The following is a 16766-nucleotide window of genomic DNA, read 5'->3' as shown; positions in this document are numbered from 1 at the left end:
GCTTTCCGAATTGTCGATTAGTTTGAAACTCGACTGGCTTCGACAGCACTTCTGGGCAGTTAACCGCCAGTATCCTTGTATCGTTCAAGTTAATGTCGATCATATCAACAATAAGAAGTTCTTTCGGAGCTATCGAAGGAATTTGGAGAACGAAGTTCCCGTTCTCCAAAACCTTCTTACTGTGATCTCGTGGCGGCCAAAGATTATAACTGGTCGGAGGCGTATTAAAAACGACCTCAACTTCACGAGCGGGTTTCCTACCTTGGTTTTGTACGTAGAACTTCTCCGTCCAAATTGATGCATTTCCAGCATCTTCACCTAAAGGGAAATGATGAAAGTTTGTACTGGTCGAGCCCCAAATGAGACTCACACGTTCCTGCAAAAATCTTAAGATCAGAGAAGTCAGAACTGAAATTGCTATCGCTGCAACGAATTCCCTTGCTGGCCCCAACAACTCCCAAGCACTGGAGAATAACTCACTCAACGCGACAAACCACCATGCAGGTTCGGCATATCCAGCGCCGCAAACCCATAGTGGCGCAGCCAGCGCAGGTCGCTGTCAAAGAACGCCCGCAGATCAGGAATCCCGTATTTCAGCATCGCCAGACGGTCGATGCCGATCCCGAAGGCGAAACCCTGATAGACGTCCGGATCAATCCCACCGGCGGCGATCACCTTGGGGTGGACCATGCCCGAGCCCAGGATCTCCATCCAGTCGTCGCCCTCGCCGATCTTCAGCTGGCCGTTATCCCAGGAACAGCGGATATCGACCTCGGCCGACGGCTCGGTAAAAGGGAAGTGCGAGGCGCGGAAGCGCAGTTCTACATCGTCGACCTCAAAGAACGCTTTCACGAACTCTTCCAGAACCCATTTCAGGTTCGCCATCGAGATATCTTTGTCGATGGCCAGCCCCTCGACCTGATGGAACATCGGCGTGTGGGTCTGGTCATAATCGGCACGGTACACGCCGCCCGGGCAGATGACGCGGATCGGCGCGCCCTGTTTCTCCATCGAGCGGATCTGAACCGGCGACGTATGGGTCCGCAGCACATGCGGCGGGCGGTCGTCGCCTTCGGCGCGGTGCATGTAGAACGTGTCCATCTCGGCCCGCGCAGGGTGGTGGCCGGGGATGTTCAGGGCGTCGAAGTTGTACCAGTCGTCTTCAATGCGCGGCCCTTCGGCCACCGAGAAGCCCAGTTCGGCAAAAATCGCGGTCAGTTCCTCGGTCGCCTGGCTGATCGGGTGGATCGAGCCCTGACGGCGCGCGCGGGTCGGCAGGGTGACGTCCAGCCATTCGGTGCGCAGACGCTCATCCAGTGCGGCATCGGCCAGCGCCGCCTTTTTCGCGGCCAGTGCCGAGTTGATCTCGTCCTTCAGGGCGTTCAGCGCGGGGCCTGCGACCTGACGTTCCTCGGGGGTCATTTTGCCCAGCTCGCGCATCTTCAGCGCGACCTCGCCTTTCTTGCCCACGGCAGCGACGCGGATCGCCTCAAGCGCGTTCTCATCGCCCGCTTCGGAAATCTGCCCCAGATATTTTGCTTTAAGATCGTCCATGACGCGTCCTGCCCGTGGCCCTTGAATGCTGTTGTGGTCCTGCTATCACAGCAGCCCGCGAAAGCAAGAGGGGGCCAGAGACGCGCCTAGGCCGAGCGCAACAAAGCCACGGTTCTGTCCTGACGCACCGGGCGTGCGGCACTGCCATAAACCTCGGGCGTTCGGCGCAGGTTTGGAAACAGCGCAAACAGCTCTTCGGCCGTGTCGGATGGCAAGCTGGCCAGCCCTTCCTGCGCGGGGAAAAAGCTTTCGGATACCAGCCCGGAGGTCGTCACCAACTGATGGCTGTCGAACAGCAAATGCACGTAAGAGACAGTGTCGCAAGGGGCCGGTCTGACAGTGGTTCCGTTGATCAGGGCTTTGGCGGGGACCAGTATTTCACTTTCCCCGAACATCAGTTCCGCGCGCCAGTCAGAGATAAGAATGCGGTGTTGCGGCGACACCAGAACATCTGTCATGGCCCCAAGTACCCCGGCCTGAAACAGCACCGGTGCAAAACGTCCCAACCCGCTTACGTCACTGCGCCCGATCCACCTTACGGGCTGTGCGCCGTGGTCCGACGTGTTCACCAAATCGCCCGGCAACAGCGTTTCGATCCGCCGGGCCCCATGCGGTGTGTCCACCAAAGTGCCAGCGGTAAAGCATGCCGCCCCGGAATCGCCGGGATCAACCGCCTCATAGACCAGAGTATCGGGATCGGGCTGGTTGAATTGCAGTGATGTCGTGGTCTGACCCGGCGCGACAAGAACGGGCAGATTGACCGAGGTCGCGCCCGCAGCCGCGCCGTTCTGTGCCTCGATATTCTGAGTACCGCCACCAATATCATAGAAATCAATGACTTCATTGGTCTCTGTGTTGGTCAGTGCATAGGCTTCGAAATTATTGACTCCGCCCCCATCAGGATCGGTCAGCAGGATGGGGAAGTCATCCGCTGAGATGACATAGACCAATTCGCCATTGTCCGGATCGACCGAGACCTGAACATTGGGGTCGTCCAGCGGAATTTCGATGCCGACCTGGCCATTGGCCTGATAGAACGAAACGGTAAAGTCCGCCGGGTCTTCGTCGGACCGCAGCGCAACCTCAAGAAATTCACTTTCACCTGAGGATGCCGCGTAGGCATTGGAATAGTGAAGTTCGCTGATGCGGGCCATTGGTCACTCTTGCAAACGGATTTCCGCCAGTATCCGACGGGCTGGCTTGATTTCAAAACCAAAAGTCAGAGTCTGGCAAATACCTGCTTAACAGTGCCGCCCGTTCAATAGCTGTATTCGGGATAAATCCGCGTCAGATCGCCGTTCCAGTCGCCTTTGTAGTGATCCAGCAACTCATCTGCAGGGACCTTGCCTGTCTCGATGCTTTCCTTCAGGGCGTTCAGGAAATGGGTCTCATCCGGCACCAGACCCCCTGCGCCGGGGAAGGCACGAGATTTCAGGCCCGCCTCAGAGATCGCAACAACCTCGCGCGCCAGATCGTGCATGTTGATACCGCCGACCTGCGCCTGAAGGCCCTGAACCGCGGCCTGAACGCGCAGTTCCTCGCGGGTTTCCGCATCCCAGCCTTTGACCAGATCCCACGCCGCATCCAGTGCACCCTGATCATAGGTCAGACCGACCCAGAAGGCCGGCAAGGCGCACAACCTGCGCCACGGGCCGCCATCGGCGCCGCGCATCTCCATGTATTTCTTGATGCGGGCCTCGGGGAAGGCGGTGGTCAGGTGGTCGGCCCAATCGCTCAGCGTTGGCGTCTCACCGGGCAGCGCGGGCAGTTTGCCCTGAAGGAAGTCGCGGAAAGACATGCCCAGCGCGTTGATATACTGACCGTCGCGGTAGACGAAATACATCGGCACATCGAGCGCGTATTGCACATAGCGCTCGAACCCAAAGCCCTCTTCGAACACGAAAGGCAGCATGCCCGTCCGCGCATCATCCAGATGCCGCCAGATATGGCTGCGCCAGCTTTTCTGGCCGTTGGGCCTGCCCTCAAAGAACGGCGAATTGGCAAACAGCGCCGTCGCCACCGGCTGAAGCGCCAGCGCCACGCGCAATTTCTGCACCATGTCGGCCTCGGACCCGAAGTCGATATTGACCTGAACCGTACAGGTGCGCCGCATCATGGCGCGGCCCATGGTGCCGACCTTTTCCATATAGTCGTTCATCAGCCGATACCGGCCCTTGGGCATCAAAGGCATCTCGTCATGGGTCCAGATCGGGGCCGCGCCCAGACCGATGAAACCCACGCCAATCTCATCGGCGATGTCTTTCACCTCACGCAGATGGGTGTTCACCTCATCGCAGGTCTCGTGGATGGTTTCCAAAGGCGCACCCGACAATTCCAGCGCACCGCCGGGTTCCAGGCTGACATTCGCGCCATCCTTCTCCAGACCGATCAGCTTGTCGGCCTCGCGCACCTCGGACCAGCCGTGGCGGTCGCGCAACCCCTCAAGAACCGCCACGATCGAGCGTTTACCCTCGAACGGCAGCGGTTTCAGCGTGTCTTTGCAATAGCCGAACTTCTCATGCTCGGTCCCGATGCGCCAATCGGCTTTGGGCTTGCAGCCCGATTCCAGATATTCGGCCAATTGCTCATGGCGTTCGATCGGCCCGCCGCCGGACTGAGGGATGGACATGAACCGCTCTCCGATCCTGATGTGTCTGTCTTTGGGCCAGTCGTGGGGGGAAATGCCGCCAGTGTCAATGCAGCCGCAAATGTGCGGGGCGCATCGGATGGCGTTCCCAGATCACCACGGGATGCAGTGCGCCACCGTTCAGTTCGGCCAGCATTTGTTCGGTTTTCAGTCCAGGCAGAGCGGAAAAGACGTCAAACAGCGCCTCGGCCCCCTCGGCATTCACAGGAATGTGAAGCACGGGCTGCCCTGGTTGTTCCAACACCCAATGCGCAGGCGAGGCGGTGGGGTCGAGCGCCAGCCGTTCGATCTCGCGCGCGGCCACCATGCCGCCATCAAGCGGGCCTAGATAGGTAATCTGCCCTTCGTCAATGGTGACAACGCCAGGGCCGCCCGCACCCGTGCGAAAGCGGGCGCGCTGTACGCCGATGACCGCAAGCGCCACGGCCACTACGACCAGCACCCAGCCCATCCAACCCAACAACCCGCCCGGACCGCCGATCCAGCTGAGGCCCACCAGCAGGACAAGGCCCGCTGCCAGCACCTCGCGCCAGCGCCACAGGGTTAGTTTGGCTTCGGGTCGGATGAAGCTCATGCCGGGTCCTTTGGGTTAGTGAACAAGATCAACGAGTAATGGCCCGCGGGTTTAAAACCAATACCGATATAGGCACGCGCGGCGGAATCAGAAGCCGCAAACAACACCGCGCGACTGACGCCTGCCGTCCGCGCCTCGACCAGATGCAGTGCGACGGCCAGCCGGGCGTAACCGCGCCCGCGCAGCTCGGGCGGCGTATAGACACCTCCGATCTGCACAATCTCGGGCAGGCGCGCGTTAAAGCCGGTCATGGCCACGGGCTGATCATCAACCAGCAAAATCCGGTGCGAGTCGCGCTGTGTGTACGCCTCAATATCCAGTTTCGCCTGTCTCTGCGCCCGGTCGGGGGCGAAATCCATCGCCTCGACCAGATAGTTTTTGCGCCACCTGACAGGAACCGAAGGGTCGACATCCCCCAAGGGCACAATCCGCGCGCCGATGGTATCCGGTAAAACAAGATCATCCAGCGAAAGGGTAAAGCCCGGCTCATCGCTGTTAAGCGTGGCGGGGCGGCCCTCCCACCCCGCGATCTGCATGATCCGGTGTGCCTGCTTTGCCTCAGCAGCCAGTCCAAACAGGTTGCGCCCCCGGATCAACCCAACCGCTTCGGCCAGTTCCTGATCCGAGCAATCGGGGCATTGTGGCAAGACCATGCCCTCATTGGTGATGGCAAAGACAGCGCGCGGGCCGTCGCCCAGCACCCAGACATGCACAGCCCGCCGATCCGCGCCACGCAAGCCATAGTCGCGCAGATTCGCCAGCGGAAACATCGAGGTCTGGATATGCTCAGATAGGAACCGATCAATAATCGGGACATCTGCCTGCTGGGCCGGTCGCCACGTCACGCCCAATCCCCCAACGCCTGCTGCCACATGGTCAGCGCCGCCACCGCTGCCGTATCCGCGCGCAGAATGCGCGGGCCAAGGCTGACCACATGGGCAAAGGGCAACCCGGTCAGGCGCTTGCGTTCGCGGTCGGAAAAGCCGCCCTCGGGTCCGATCAGAATCGCCCAGGGCTGGCCTTTTTCCTGCGCTGCCAGTCGCAGGGCCGAGCCGACCTCGGCCTCGTCACAGAACATCAGCTGGCGGCCCTCGGGCCATGCGTCGAGCACCCGGCCCAATCGCTGCAGATCGGCAACCTCGGGCACATAGGTGCCGCCGCATTGTTCCGCCGCCTCAACCGCATGGGCTTGCAGGCGGTCCTGACGGATGCGTTCGGAATTGGTGAACTCAGTCTGTACCGGCAGGATGCGCGCGGCACCCATCTCGGCGGCTTTTTCAACAATGAAATCCGTGCGCGCCTTTTTGATCGGCGCGAACAAAAGCCACAGATCAGGCGGCAATTGCAGAGGCTTGGTCTGTTCGACGCAGGTCAGTACCCCGCCGCGTTTTCCGGCCTGCACGACCTCGGCCAGCCACTCACCATCGGTGCCGTTGAACAGCGCCACAAGGCCCCCAACAGCCAGACGCATGACGCCGAACAGGTAATGCGCCTGCTCGCGCGTCAAATCAACGGATTGCCCCGGACCCAGAGGGTGCTCTACATACAGTCTGATCTTTGCACTCATGAGACGGTACATATGCAAGGCAACGCCCCAACACCAGACGGTCAGGTCGCAGATGCGGTCAGCGGCAACTGGGTCGACACATATGCGCCCGCATTCACCCGCCCCTATCTGCGCCTGTCGCGCGCGGACCGGCCCATTGGCACATGGCTGCTGCTGATTCCGTGCTGGTGGGGTCTGGCGCTGGCCATCCTCAGCACCGGCACCCCGCGCTGGGAGGACCTGTGGATCGCCATCGGCTGCGCCATCGGGGCCTTTCTGATGCGCGGGGCGGGCTGTACGTGGAACGACATCACCGACCGCGAGTTTGACGGGCAGGTCGAGCGCACCCGATCCCGCCCGATCCCGTCCGGGCAGGTCAGCGTGCGGCAGGCGGTGATCTGGATGGGGCTGCAATGCCTGCTGGCGCTGGGAATTCTGCTGACCTTCAATCAGGCGGCCATCGCGATGGGGGTTCTGTCGCTGCTGCCGGTCACGATCTACCCCTATGCCAAACGCTTTACGTGGTGGCCGCAGGTGTTCTTGGGCCTAGCCTTCAATTGGGGCATTCTGCTGACATGGGCGGCGCATACCGGCACGGTGGGCGGGCCAGCGATCACGCTCTATCTGGCCGGGATCGCGTGGACTTTGTTCTATGACACAATTTACGCCCATCAGGACGCCGAGGATGACGAGCTGATCGGCATCAAATCCACTGCCCGGCTGTTCGGCACGGATACAGCGCGCTGGCTGAAGTATTTCCTGGTGGCAACGGTGTTCCTGATGGGGCTTGCCATCATCGATGGCGCATTGTCTCAGGCGTCGATTCTGGCGCTGGCCGTGGCACTTGCCGGGCCCTGGGCCATGGGCTGGCATATGGCATGGCAATTGCGCGGGCTGGATACCGAGGACAACGCGAAACTGCTGCAGCTGTTCCGCGCCAACCGGGACACCGGCCTTATTCCGCTGATCTTCCTCTGCGTCGCGCTTCTGCTTTGATTGCACCCATGCGCGCGGCTCTGTAAGAGTTTGCGCAATCGCCTGAGGAGTCGTTAACCCGCACATGCGTTTGCCCTATTTCATTGCTGCTGCCTTTATCTTCTTTGTGTCGGCAGGCCTGTGCCTGCTGGCCGCCAGTTTCGCGGTGACCAAGGTCGAAGAAACGTCCGAATTCGCGGTGCGCCGCGCATTGGACCTGAAAGGGCATGACTGGGCCGAGGTGCATTCTGACGGGCTGCGCGTGGTGCTGACCGGTACAGCGACGGATGAAGCCACGCGCTTCAATGCCCTGACCGCCGCAGGTACCGAGGTCGACACCTCGCGCGTGATCGATGAGATGAGGGTGGCACCCACCACCCAACTGGCCGCGCCGCGCTTTTCGGCCGAAATTCTGCGCAATGACAGCGGGATTTCCGTAATCGGCCTGATTCCAGCCAGCGAGGACCGCGAGGACCTTGTCGAACAACTGCAGGATCTGGATGGCGGCACCCCGGTTTCAGACCTGATGGAAACCGCCGACTATCCCAAGCCCGAAGGGTGGGATGATGCGATTTCTTACGCAGTGGATGCGCTGGTCCGGCTGCCGCGCGCCAAGATCTCGGCCAGCCCGGGTCTGGTCAGGATCACCGCCATTGCCGACAGTCAGCAGGAAAAAGAACGGCTGGAGCAGGACCTGACCCGCGCCGCACCGCCCAGTCTGCGGTTGGGCCTGTCGATCTCGGCCCCGCGTCCGGTGATCACTCCCTTTACCCTGCGCTTTCTGATCAACGCCGAGGGCGGCCAGTTCGATGCCTGCTCGGCGCAGGATGAAACGGCGCGCGATGCGATTGTCGCCGCCGCGCAAGAGGCTGGTATGACTGGCCCCTATAGCTGCACCATCGGGCTGGGCGTGCCCTCACCCCGCTGGTCCGAAGCTGCGGTGCTCAGCATCAAAGCTCTGGCCGAGCTGGGGGGTGGATCGGTGACCATGTCGGACGCAGATATCACGCTTGCCGCAGCCCAGGGCACCGCCTCCGGCACGTTTGACCGCGTGGTGGGCGAGCTTGAAAATGCACTGCCCCCGGTTTTCGCCCTGCACGCCATCCTGCCAAAGCCCGAAACCGAAGCAGAGGCCGGCCCCCCCGAATTCACCGCCACCCGCAGCCCCGAAGGTCTGGTGCAGATGCGCGGGCGTCTGGGGGATGAGACCCAGCGCGACATGGTAGACAGCTATGCCCGCGCGGCATTCGGTTCGGAACAGGTTCACACCGCAACCCGCGTCGCGCCTGAGAACCTGCCAGTGGGCTGGCCGGTTCGGGTTCTGGCCGGGCTTGAGGCGCTGGCCCAACTGCATAACGGGGCGCTGACGGTTACGCCGGACGATCTGATCCTGACCGGCATCAGCCACGATCCTGCCACCCGCGCGCAAATCGCTGGTCTGCTGTCGGAAAAGCTGGGCGATGCGCAGGAATACTCTCTGTCGATCACGTATCAGAAACCGCCTGAACCCGAAGACGCCCTGCCCGATCCGGACGTGTGCGAGGAACGCATCGCCGACGTGCAGGCCAGCACCAAAATCGCGTTCGAACCGGGCTCGGCCACCGTCGCGTCAGATTCGCGTGATACGGTGAACCGGATTGCCGACATCTTGCGGGAATGCGGCCCCATCCGGCTTGAGATTCAGGGCCACACCGACAGTCAGGGCCGCGAAGAGATGAACCAGCAGCTGAGTCAGGCACGGGCGCAATCCATCCTGAATGAGCTGCGCGGGCGGCGTGTGCCCACTGCCAGCTATTCCGCTGTCGGCTATGGCGAAACGCAGCCAATTGCGGATAACGGCACCGAAGAAGGCCGCGAAGAAAACCGCCGTATCGAATTCCGCCTGATCCGGCCCGAACCGGTGGAAGACACCGAAACCGGGTTGGACGTGATTGAGGCCGAACAGACGGACAATACCGCCTCAGACGCGGATGCAGGGGACCAGTAAGTTGAACCGTATCGAATTCATCATCGCCACCGCCATCATCCTGTTCGCGGCTTTTTGCATGGGATGGTTCGCCAACTGGCTGGCCCATCGCCTGTCCCGCGTGCGCCAAAGCGACGTCGCCGATCTGGACCGCATGAGCCAAGAGTTGCACGAGGCCGAAGAAACCCGCGATCAGGCCATCACCTATCTGCAACAGCGTGAGGCCGAACTGACCAACCAACTGACCCAGACCGAAGCCGAACTGGACGCCGCCATGGACGGGCTACGCGCCGCACGCCAAGAGGCCGAAGAACTGCGCGGACGAATTAACAACGCGGACTAGCCCATCGGGTTCAATGCGTTTGCATAAGCTTCAAGCGTTTCCTTCGGGAATTTGTCCTTAATTTTGGTGACGCTTTCCACCATTCGGTCATCGCCGAACCCGCCCAGTAACATTAGGTATTTGTCTGCTACCCGGCGGGTGAACAGCGCATTGCTCTCGAATTTCTTGTTGCCAAATGTGAAAGCTTCATACCCAAGTTTTTCTTTGCTTATGTCTTTTTGAACAAGCGCATGGAATTGCTCAAAAGCACCCAAAAAAGCGGCGTAGTCAGCCACAGCTATTTTTGCCCCCAATGAATTCAACGCGCGTCGCGTGTATTGATCATAGGGTGAAAATTTCAACGGTTTTGCACAGAATAAGAACTTTGAAACCATCGAACATGGCTTTCCTGTCGTTCCCCTTTTTCGGCGAAACAGGTCCAAATCCCCGATGAAGCTCCCATCCAGAACGTGCGCTTGAGTTACGTATTTCTCGGCAAGCACGATTAACCCCTCTAATACCGGCTCGCGTTTGCACAGTTTGAATGTGCGCGACAACTGCCAGACCTTCAGGAATTTCGCGAATTCATCTTGGTCGATATCTGGGTTTTTTTCGATCTTTTCCTTCAGCGGTTTCTCTTCTTCGAACCAAGCGCGGCTCGCTTCGAAACATGACAGTTTCAGACGGTTCTTTGGATCATAGAATTTCAAAAGACCTACCCCAGTGCAGTTGCCATTGAAAAAGTACAAGGGGCTTTCGGAACCGTCCCTACCACCGCTTCAACGCATCCTCGTCCTCATCCTTGGCGGCCACCCAATCGGCGCCGGATGTGGTGATTTCTTTCTTCCAGAACGGCGCGCGGGATTTGAGATAGTCCATCAGATATTCTGCCGCCTCAAACGCATCCTTGCGGTGCGGCGCGGCAGTGGCCACCATCATGATCCGATCCCCCGGGGCCAAGCGCCCGTGTCGGTGGATCACCAGCACATCGCCCAGAGACCAACGTAATTGCGCCTCGGCCGCGATCTTGGTCAGGGCGCGTTCGGTCATGCCGGGATAGTGCTCGATCTCCATCACATCCAGATCGCCCGAGGCCAGGTCACGCACAACGCCAGTAAAGGTCACGATAGCACCGTTCGCGGCCTCATCGCCAGCGGCAAAGGCGTTGGCCTCGGCCCCCAAATCAAACGCGTCTTCCTGAACCACGATGCGCATCTTAGCCGCCTGTCATCGGCGGAAAGAACGCCACCTCGCGTACACCGCTCAGCGAGGCATCAAAATCCGAAAGCTCCTGATCCAGCGCAACCCGCAGCGCCGACAGATCGGCAAAGGCCGCGGCATAGCGATCCTCGCGCGCGCTGAGTTCGGCCACCAGATCGCTGACCGTCTCAGCCTGCGTTTCAACTTTTTCCTTCGGCAGGCCGATGCGTTCACGCACCCAGGCGAAATACAGCACGTCCATCGCTTAGCTCTCCTTCAGATGGGGCATGGCTTTACGTAGGTAATCATAGCCGGTGATCAATGTCAGCGTTGCGGCAATCCACAACAGCCACAGCCCGATACGGCCCGACCAGAACATCCCCTCAAGGTGCCAGCGCAGGTGGGACGGGTCGTCGACCTGCCCGGTCAGAACCTGATCTATGATCGTGGGATCCATACCGAAGGACCCCATGACAAAGTAGTGTTCGAATATCCCCTGCGAGAACAGCACCGCAATGGCGACCATCTGAGCCGTGGTTTTCCACTTGGCCAGTTTGGTGACCTTCAGCGTGCCTGCCGTATCGCCCAGATATTCCCGCAGGCCGGACACAAACACTTCGCGAAACAGGATCACGGTGGCGGGCAACACCAGCCATGGCGTCCAGTGTTCGGTCGAATACCCCACAAGGATCATCAGCGCGATCACCACCATCGCCTTGTCGGCAATCGGGTCCAGCATTGCGCCTATCTTGGTCTCCTGCTTCCAGGCGCGGGCCAGATAGCCGTCAAACCAATCCGTAATGGCCGCCGACAGGAACAGGATCAGCGCAAACCAATCCGCATAGGGGCGCGTGAAGTACAAAAACATCACGGCAAGGCCGGGGGCCGCCAACAGGCGCAGGACGGTCAGGATATTGGGCAGGTTCCACTTCATGGCCCGACCCTACATCGCCGGGTCGGGACAGAAAAGACGGCCCGACAAAAAACTGACCCGATCACAGGCGGTTGGAGCGCCCCGAGGGCAAAGGGTCGCAATCGCGAAGTTGCGATCAGATACCTCTTGGCGCGAGGCGGCTTTGCCGCCAGATTGGCCCCTGCCGCAGGAGCGACCGCACGCAATGACAGCCCATATTCAGACCGACCCCCGATCCAACCTGATCGGCAGCGCGTGGATGATCGCCGCGATGGCCCTGTTCGCGCTTGAGGACGCGCTGATCAAGGCCGCCTCGGCGGCGATCCCGATCTGGCAGGTGCTGGTGCTGTTTGGCGCGGGCGGCGCGGTGATCTATGCCGCCGTGGCGTTGATACGCGGCACGCGCCTGTTTCAGCCGGATGTGCTGTCACGCCCGATGAAAATACGCGTGGTGTTCGAAATCCTGGGGCGGCTTTTCTATGTGCTTGCGATTGCGTTGACGCCGCTATCCGCGGCCACGGTCATCCTGCAGGCCACGCCTCTGGTCGTCGTCGCCGGGGCTGCGGTGGTGTTTGGCGAAACCGTCGGCTGGCGAAGGTGGAGCGCGATTCTGATCGGTCTTGTGGGTGTCGTCATCATCATCCAACCGACCGGAGACAGTTTCTCGGCCCTGTCCATCCTTGCGGTGCTGGGCATGCTGGGCTTTGCCGGTCGCGATCTGGCAAGTCGTGCCGCGCCCGCCTCGTTGGGGACCGAGGTTCTGGGCTTCTACGGCTTTCTCTGCATCATCGCCGCCGGTCTGTTGTACCGGTTTTGGGAGGGAACGCCGATGCAGCCCCTGACCGCACATGTCAGCCTGCACATGAGCGGCGCAATTGTGATGGGCGTGATGGCCTATGCGTCGCTGATGAAGGCGATGCGCACGGGCGAGGTGTCGTCCGTGACCCCGTTCCGTTATTCGCGATTGCTGTTCGGGATCGGGCTGGGCGTGGTCATGTTTGATGAGCGGCTGGATCAAACCATGTGGATCGGCAGCGCGCTGATCGTTGCCTCGGGCCTTTATATCCTGTGGCGCGGGCGGCGGGCCTAGCCCTTATCGTGGAAGAAATCATAGACCTTCTGCGCCAACCCGGCTGAGATTCCGTCCACCGCCTTCAGATCCGCAAGATTGGCACGGCTGACCGCCTTGGCGCTGCCGAAATGGGTCAACAGGGCGCGTTTGCGCGCCGCGCCCACGCCGGGGATTTCATCCAGAGGCGTCGCCCCTACGGCCTTGGCCCGTTTCGCACGATGGGTGCCGATGGCAAAGCGGTGCGCCTCATCCCGCAAGCGTTGAATGAAATACAGCACCGGATCGTTGCGTTGCAGCGCAAAGGCGCGTTGACCGATACGGTGGAATTCCTCTTTGCCGTGATCGCGGTCCACGCCTTTGGCCACGCCGACCATCGGGATGTCTTCGACGCCGTGTTCCACCATGATCTCATGCACGGCACTGACCTGCCCTGCACCACCATCGATCAGCAACAGGTCAGGCCAGTGGCCCTTGTCGCGATCCGGGTCTTCCTTTTGCAGGCGGGTGAAACGGCGGGTCAGAACCTCTTTCATCATGCCGAAATCATCGCCGGGGGTCAGGTCATCGCCCCGGATGTTGAACTTGCGATAGGCGTTTTTCATGAACCCCTCGGGGCCGGCCACAATCATCCCGCCCACCGCGTTGGTGCCCTGGATATGGGAGTTATCATAGACCTCGATCCGGCTTGGCGGGCTGTCCAGATCAAACGCCTCGGCCACACCGCGCAGCAGCTTGGCTTGCGTGGCGCTTTCCGACATACGCCGCGCCAGTGACTCGCGCGCGTTGCGCAGGGCTCCGGCGACCAGTTCCTGTTTCTCGCCACGTTGGGGAACGAGGATTTCAACCTTGCGCCCGGCTTTTTCCGACAGCGCGTCCTGCATCAGATCAGCGTTTGCAACCCCGTCCGACAGGATCAACTGGCGCGGCGGTTCCTTGTTGTCGTAGAACTGACCGAGGAAGGCCTCCATCACCTCGGCAGCGGACACATCCGCCCCGACCCGAGGGTAAAAGTCCTTGTTCCCCCAGTTCTGGTTGGCGCGGATAAAGAACACCTGCACACAGGCCTGCCCGCTATCCATATAAAGGCCGATCACATCCGCCTCGGTTACGCCCCGCGGATTGATGCCTTGGGAGGTCTGCACTTGCGTCAGCGCCCGGATACGGTCACGCAGGCTGGCGGCGCGTTCGAACTCCATCGCCTCGGAGGCGGCCATCATCTGCTCGGCCAGCTCCTCCTGTACCTTGGTCGAGCGGCCTGACAGGAACCGTTCGGCATCCTTGACGCTTTCGCGGTAGTCGCTTTCCGAGATCAGCCCTACGCACGGCCCCGAACAACGTTTGATCTGATACAGAAGACAGGGCCGTGTGCGGCTGTCGAACATGGAATCTGAGCAGTTGCGCAGCAGGAACGCCTTTTGCAGCTGGTTCAGCGTGCGGTTCACTGCACCCGCGCTGGCGAAGGGACCGAAATAGGCACCCTTTTCCTTCTTGGCCCCGCGATGTTTCTTGATCTGCGGAAAGCCGTGATCCTTTGCCACAAGGATGTTCGGGAAACTCTTATCATCGCGCAGCAGCACGTTGTATTTCGGCTTCAGCTGCTTGATGAGGTTCTGTTCCAGCAGCAGCGCCTCGGTCTCGGTCCGCGTGGTCAGAAACATCATTGAGGCGGTCGAGGCGATCATCTTCTCGATCCGGCCGGAATGGCCAGGCCGTGTGTAATTCGACACCCGCGCCTTGAGGTTCCGCGCCTTGCCCACGTACAGAACCCGGCTGTCCGCATCCAGCATCCGGTACACGCCGGGCGAGTTATCCAGCGTTTTCACATAACGCTGAATGCAGGCATAGCCGGTGATCGGAATGTCCGGGGTCGAGTCGTTCTGGGCTGTCATAGGTCAGTGATATGATTCCCTGCCCGCGGCTGCAATCTTGTGCGTTTCAACGCAAGGGAAAACAAATCCACCATTTCTGTGGATAACTATGCAGATAAGTTTCAGGGATCGCGGATTTTCCCTTGAATACTTGGGCTTTCGTTGATCTGCACAAAAAATAGGCAATCACATAACTAATTGATTTCAATTGTAATATTTTTGTACACATGACAAGTGCATGAAAAACAAGACAATTTTGTAACGCGTTGGTAACGGAAATGAGAGCGGTGCAAAACTTGCACGCGAAATACCTATTCGACACCTAAAACGTCGGGTGTTTTCCAGCCCAGATGCTGCCCGCCATCCACGCATAAAAGCTGCCCGGTAATGGCATGCGCATCCAGAAAGTATCCCAGCGCCGCAGTTATATCCGACGGGTTCGATCCCCGTCCTAGCACAGTGTTTTTTCGCTGCGCCTGAAAGTGTTCTTCGCTTTGGTGATGCCCCTGCATGGTCGGGCCCGGTCCGATGGCATTAACGCGAATGGCAGGCGTCAGCGCTTGCGCCGCCGTTTGGGTCAGCGCCCACAAACCCATTTTGGCAATGGTGTAGGACATGAATTCAGGCGTCAGCTTGCGCACCCGCATATCCACCATGTTGACGATCAGACCGCTGGCAACAGGCTCACCAGCCGCGTCGGTATCCGGCTCCAGCCCCTGTCCCGCCATCGCCTGGGTCAGCACGAACGGTGCACGCAGATTGCTGTCCAGATGCCGGTCCCAGCTTTGTCGTGTGGCGGTGTGGACATTGTCATATTCAAAGATCGACGCATTGTTCACCAGACAGGTGATCGGCCCGCCCAGCGCCTCTGCCGCGCGGGGCAGCAACGCCTGCACCTGATCCTCGTCCAGAAGATCCGCCTGCAGCGCCACAGCATTGCGGCCCATTGCCTGAATTTCGGCCACGACCTCGGCGGCAGGCTGTTCCGAAGATGCGTAGTGCACCGCCACATCATATCCGCGCTGCGCCAGATACAGCGCCATGGCCCGGCCAAGGCGAATGCCGGCTCCGGTCACTAAGGCTCGGGTCATGTATGGGTCTCCGTCACGTCACACCAACAGGGTGACGATGTAGACCGCGTAGAGCAGGGTCAACACCACACCCCACGCCCGCGTGATATCTTTTTTGAAAAACACGAAGGGGATCAGCAAAAGCGATGCACCCAGCATGACCCACAGATCGAACTTCAGGAATTCCGGGTCGACAGGAATGGGGCCAACCAGTGTGGCGATGCCGACAATGGCCAACAGGTTGAACATGTTCGACCCGATCACATTGCCCAGCGCCACATCGGCCTGGCGCCGCAGCGCGGCCATCACCGTAGTGGCCAGTTCGGGCAGCGATGTTCCAACCGCCACCAGCGTCAGGCCAATCACCGTTTCACTGACCCCATAGGTGCGGGCAATGACGGTGGCGTATTCGACCAGCAGATGCGCCCCCATGGGCAACCCGATCAGGCCCAGCACCAGATAGATCGAGATCTTCCAGTAGGGCATGTTCGGATCGGCCTCTTCCAGGCCGTCCAGTTCTTCGTCATCCGCGCAGGCCTCACCACAGGCTTTGCGGTGGGCCTTGGCCTCGGCAAAGGCGTTCCACAAAACCAGTGCAAGCGCGGCCAAAAGGATAGCCCCGCTGAGCAGAGTGAACACACCAAAGAAGGCCAGCCCGATGAACAGGACCGAAGCCGCCAACATAAAGGCATAGTTCTTGCGGCTGTCACACTCACTGGTGTGCAAGGTGGCCAACAAAGCGGGCACCCCAAGCACCAAAAGGATATTCGCCGTGTTTGACCCAACCACATTGCCCAGCGCGATGCCGGGCGCGTTTTCCTTGATCGCGCTGATCGCAATCAGCAATTCGGGCGCCGAGGTTCCAAAGGCCACAATCGTCAGACTGACGATCAGTGCGGGCACGCCCATGCGCAGGCTCAGGTTGACTGCACCCCGCACCAGCGCATCGCCCGCCAGCAAAAGGATCAGTAATCCAAGGCCGGATAACAGCCACGCCGTCATGTGCGGCCTCCTTTTTCGCAGGCGCACGGGCCTTTGCCGATCCGAAAGCGCCCGCAG

General features: G+C 60.2%; 17 protein-coding genes. 4 read left to right on the top strand and 13 right to left on the bottom strand.

Translation table 11 applies throughout. The annotated features are described in order from the left end of the window. Window positions 1-480: 480 nt before the first annotated feature. The 6 genes from pheS to ACRZ94_RS16655 all read right to left on the bottom strand — a co-directional run bounded on the left by pheS (window position 481) and on the right by ACRZ94_RS16655 (window position 6342). Complete coding sequence (pheS, locus tag ACRZ94_RS16680) at window positions 481-1554, bottom strand: phenylalanine--tRNA ligase subunit alpha (protein ID WP_480797873.1); 1074 nt, start codon at window positions 1552-1554, stop codon at window positions 481-483. Window positions 1555-1640: 86 nt separating this feature from the next. After that, a complete protein-coding gene (locus ACRZ94_RS16675; RefSeq protein ID WP_480797872.1) occupies window positions 1641-2708 on the bottom strand; it encodes a Hint domain-containing protein in 1068 nt (355 codons plus the stop codon). Between the two features lie 104 nt (window positions 2709-2812). Then, on the bottom strand, window positions 2813-4183 hold the full coding sequence (locus ACRZ94_RS16670; protein ID WP_480797871.1) for a glutamate--cysteine ligase: 1371 nt from the start codon (window positions 4181-4183) through the stop codon (window positions 2813-2815). A 64-nt stretch (window positions 4184-4247) separates the two neighbouring features. Further along, window positions 4248-4775: a hypothetical protein gene (locus ACRZ94_RS16665; RefSeq protein WP_480655623.1), complete on the bottom strand. Its 528-nt coding sequence runs from the start codon at window positions 4773-4775 to the stop codon at window positions 4248-4250. Continuing rightward, window positions 4772-5620 (bottom strand): GNAT family N-acetyltransferase, encoded by an 849-nt coding sequence (locus ACRZ94_RS16660; protein ID WP_480797870.1) that lies wholly within the window; start codon window positions 5618-5620, stop codon window positions 4772-4774. Before ACRZ94_RS16660 ends, ACRZ94_RS16665 begins: the two co-directional genes overlap by 4 nt. Further along, on the bottom strand, window positions 5617-6342 hold the full coding sequence (locus tag ACRZ94_RS16655; RefSeq protein ID WP_480797869.1) for a 16S rRNA (uracil(1498)-N(3))-methyltransferase: 726 nt from the start codon (window positions 6340-6342) through the stop codon (window positions 5617-5619). Before ACRZ94_RS16655 ends, ACRZ94_RS16660 begins: the two co-directional genes overlap by 4 nt. 12 nt (window positions 6343-6354) lie before the next feature. On the opposite strand from ACRZ94_RS16655, the gene ubiA reads away from it, so the two are divergent. The 3 genes from ubiA (at window position 6355) to ACRZ94_RS16640 (ending at window position 9605) form a co-directional block, all read left to right on the top strand. Next, complete coding sequence (ubiA, locus tag ACRZ94_RS16650; RefSeq protein WP_480655628.1) at window positions 6355-7317, top strand: 4-hydroxybenzoate octaprenyltransferase; 963 nt, start codon at window positions 6355-6357, stop codon at window positions 7315-7317. Between the two features lie 64 nt (window positions 7318-7381). Continuing rightward, entirely contained in the window at window positions 7382-9283 is a 1902-nt protein-coding gene (locus tag ACRZ94_RS16645) for an OmpA family protein (RefSeq protein ID WP_480655630.1), read from the top strand. Between the two features lies 1 nt (window position 9284). Then, the gene (locus ACRZ94_RS16640) at window positions 9285-9605 is read left to right on the top strand and encodes a hypothetical protein (protein WP_480655632.1); all 321 of its coding nucleotides are present in this window, start codon (window positions 9285-9287) and stop codon (window positions 9603-9605) included. Here ACRZ94_RS16640 and ACRZ94_RS16635 read toward each other — a convergent pair. Genes ACRZ94_RS16635 through pgsA form a run of 4 tightly spaced genes read right to left on the bottom strand, consistent with a single transcriptional unit; the run spans window position 9602 to window position 11718 of the window. After that, a complete protein-coding gene (locus tag ACRZ94_RS16635; RefSeq protein WP_480655634.1) occupies window positions 9602-10294 on the bottom strand; it encodes a hypothetical protein in 693 nt (230 codons plus the stop codon). The two genes, ACRZ94_RS16640 and ACRZ94_RS16635, sit on opposite strands and share 4 nt — an antisense overlap. A gap of 58 nt (window positions 10295-10352) precedes the next feature. Continuing rightward, window positions 10353-10799 carry a molybdenum cofactor biosynthesis protein MoaE gene (locus tag ACRZ94_RS16630; protein WP_480655635.1) on the bottom strand — a complete coding sequence of 149 codons (447 nt, stop codon included), beginning with the start codon at window positions 10797-10799 and terminating at the stop codon, window positions 10353-10355. 1 nt (window position 10800) lies between these two features. Beyond that, window positions 10801-11046: a molybdopterin converting factor subunit 1 gene (moaD, locus tag ACRZ94_RS16625; protein WP_475207885.1), complete on the bottom strand. Its 246-nt coding sequence runs from the start codon at window positions 11044-11046 to the stop codon at window positions 10801-10803. Between the two features lie 3 nt (window positions 11047-11049). Next, window positions 11050-11718, bottom strand: a complete 669-nt coding sequence (gene pgsA, locus ACRZ94_RS16620; protein ID WP_480655638.1) for a CDP-diacylglycerol--glycerol-3-phosphate 3-phosphatidyltransferase — start codon at window positions 11716-11718, stop codon at window positions 11050-11052. Between the two features lie 184 nt (window positions 11719-11902). Here pgsA and ACRZ94_RS16615 point away from each other — a divergent pair, with 184 nt between their 5' ends. Beyond that, complete coding sequence (locus tag ACRZ94_RS16615; protein WP_480797868.1) at window positions 11903-12787, top strand: DMT family transporter; 885 nt, start codon at window positions 11903-11905, stop codon at window positions 12785-12787. Here the strand turns inward: ACRZ94_RS16615 and uvrC are convergent. The 3 genes from uvrC to ACRZ94_RS16600 form a co-directional block, all read right to left on the bottom strand. Further along, window positions 12784-14658, bottom strand: a complete 1875-nt coding sequence (gene uvrC / locus ACRZ94_RS16610; RefSeq protein ID WP_480797867.1) for an excinuclease ABC subunit UvrC — start codon at window positions 14656-14658, stop codon at window positions 12784-12786. The two genes, ACRZ94_RS16615 and uvrC, sit on opposite strands and share 4 nt — an antisense overlap. A 290-nt stretch (window positions 14659-14948) precedes the next feature. Then, a complete protein-coding gene (locus tag ACRZ94_RS16605; RefSeq protein ID WP_480797866.1) occupies window positions 14949-15728 on the bottom strand; it encodes an SDR family oxidoreductase in 780 nt (259 codons plus the stop codon). An 18-nt stretch (window positions 15729-15746) separates the two neighbouring features. After that, entirely contained in the window at window positions 15747-16709 is a 963-nt protein-coding gene (locus ACRZ94_RS16600) for a calcium/sodium antiporter (protein WP_480797865.1), read from the bottom strand. Window positions 16710-16766: the final 57 nt, after the last annotated feature.

Source organism: Ruegeria sp. CH10 (assembly GCF_056537125.1).
The sequence above is the reverse complement of the archived record's forward strand: the minus strand, read 5'-3'. Positions and strand labels throughout refer to the sequence as shown.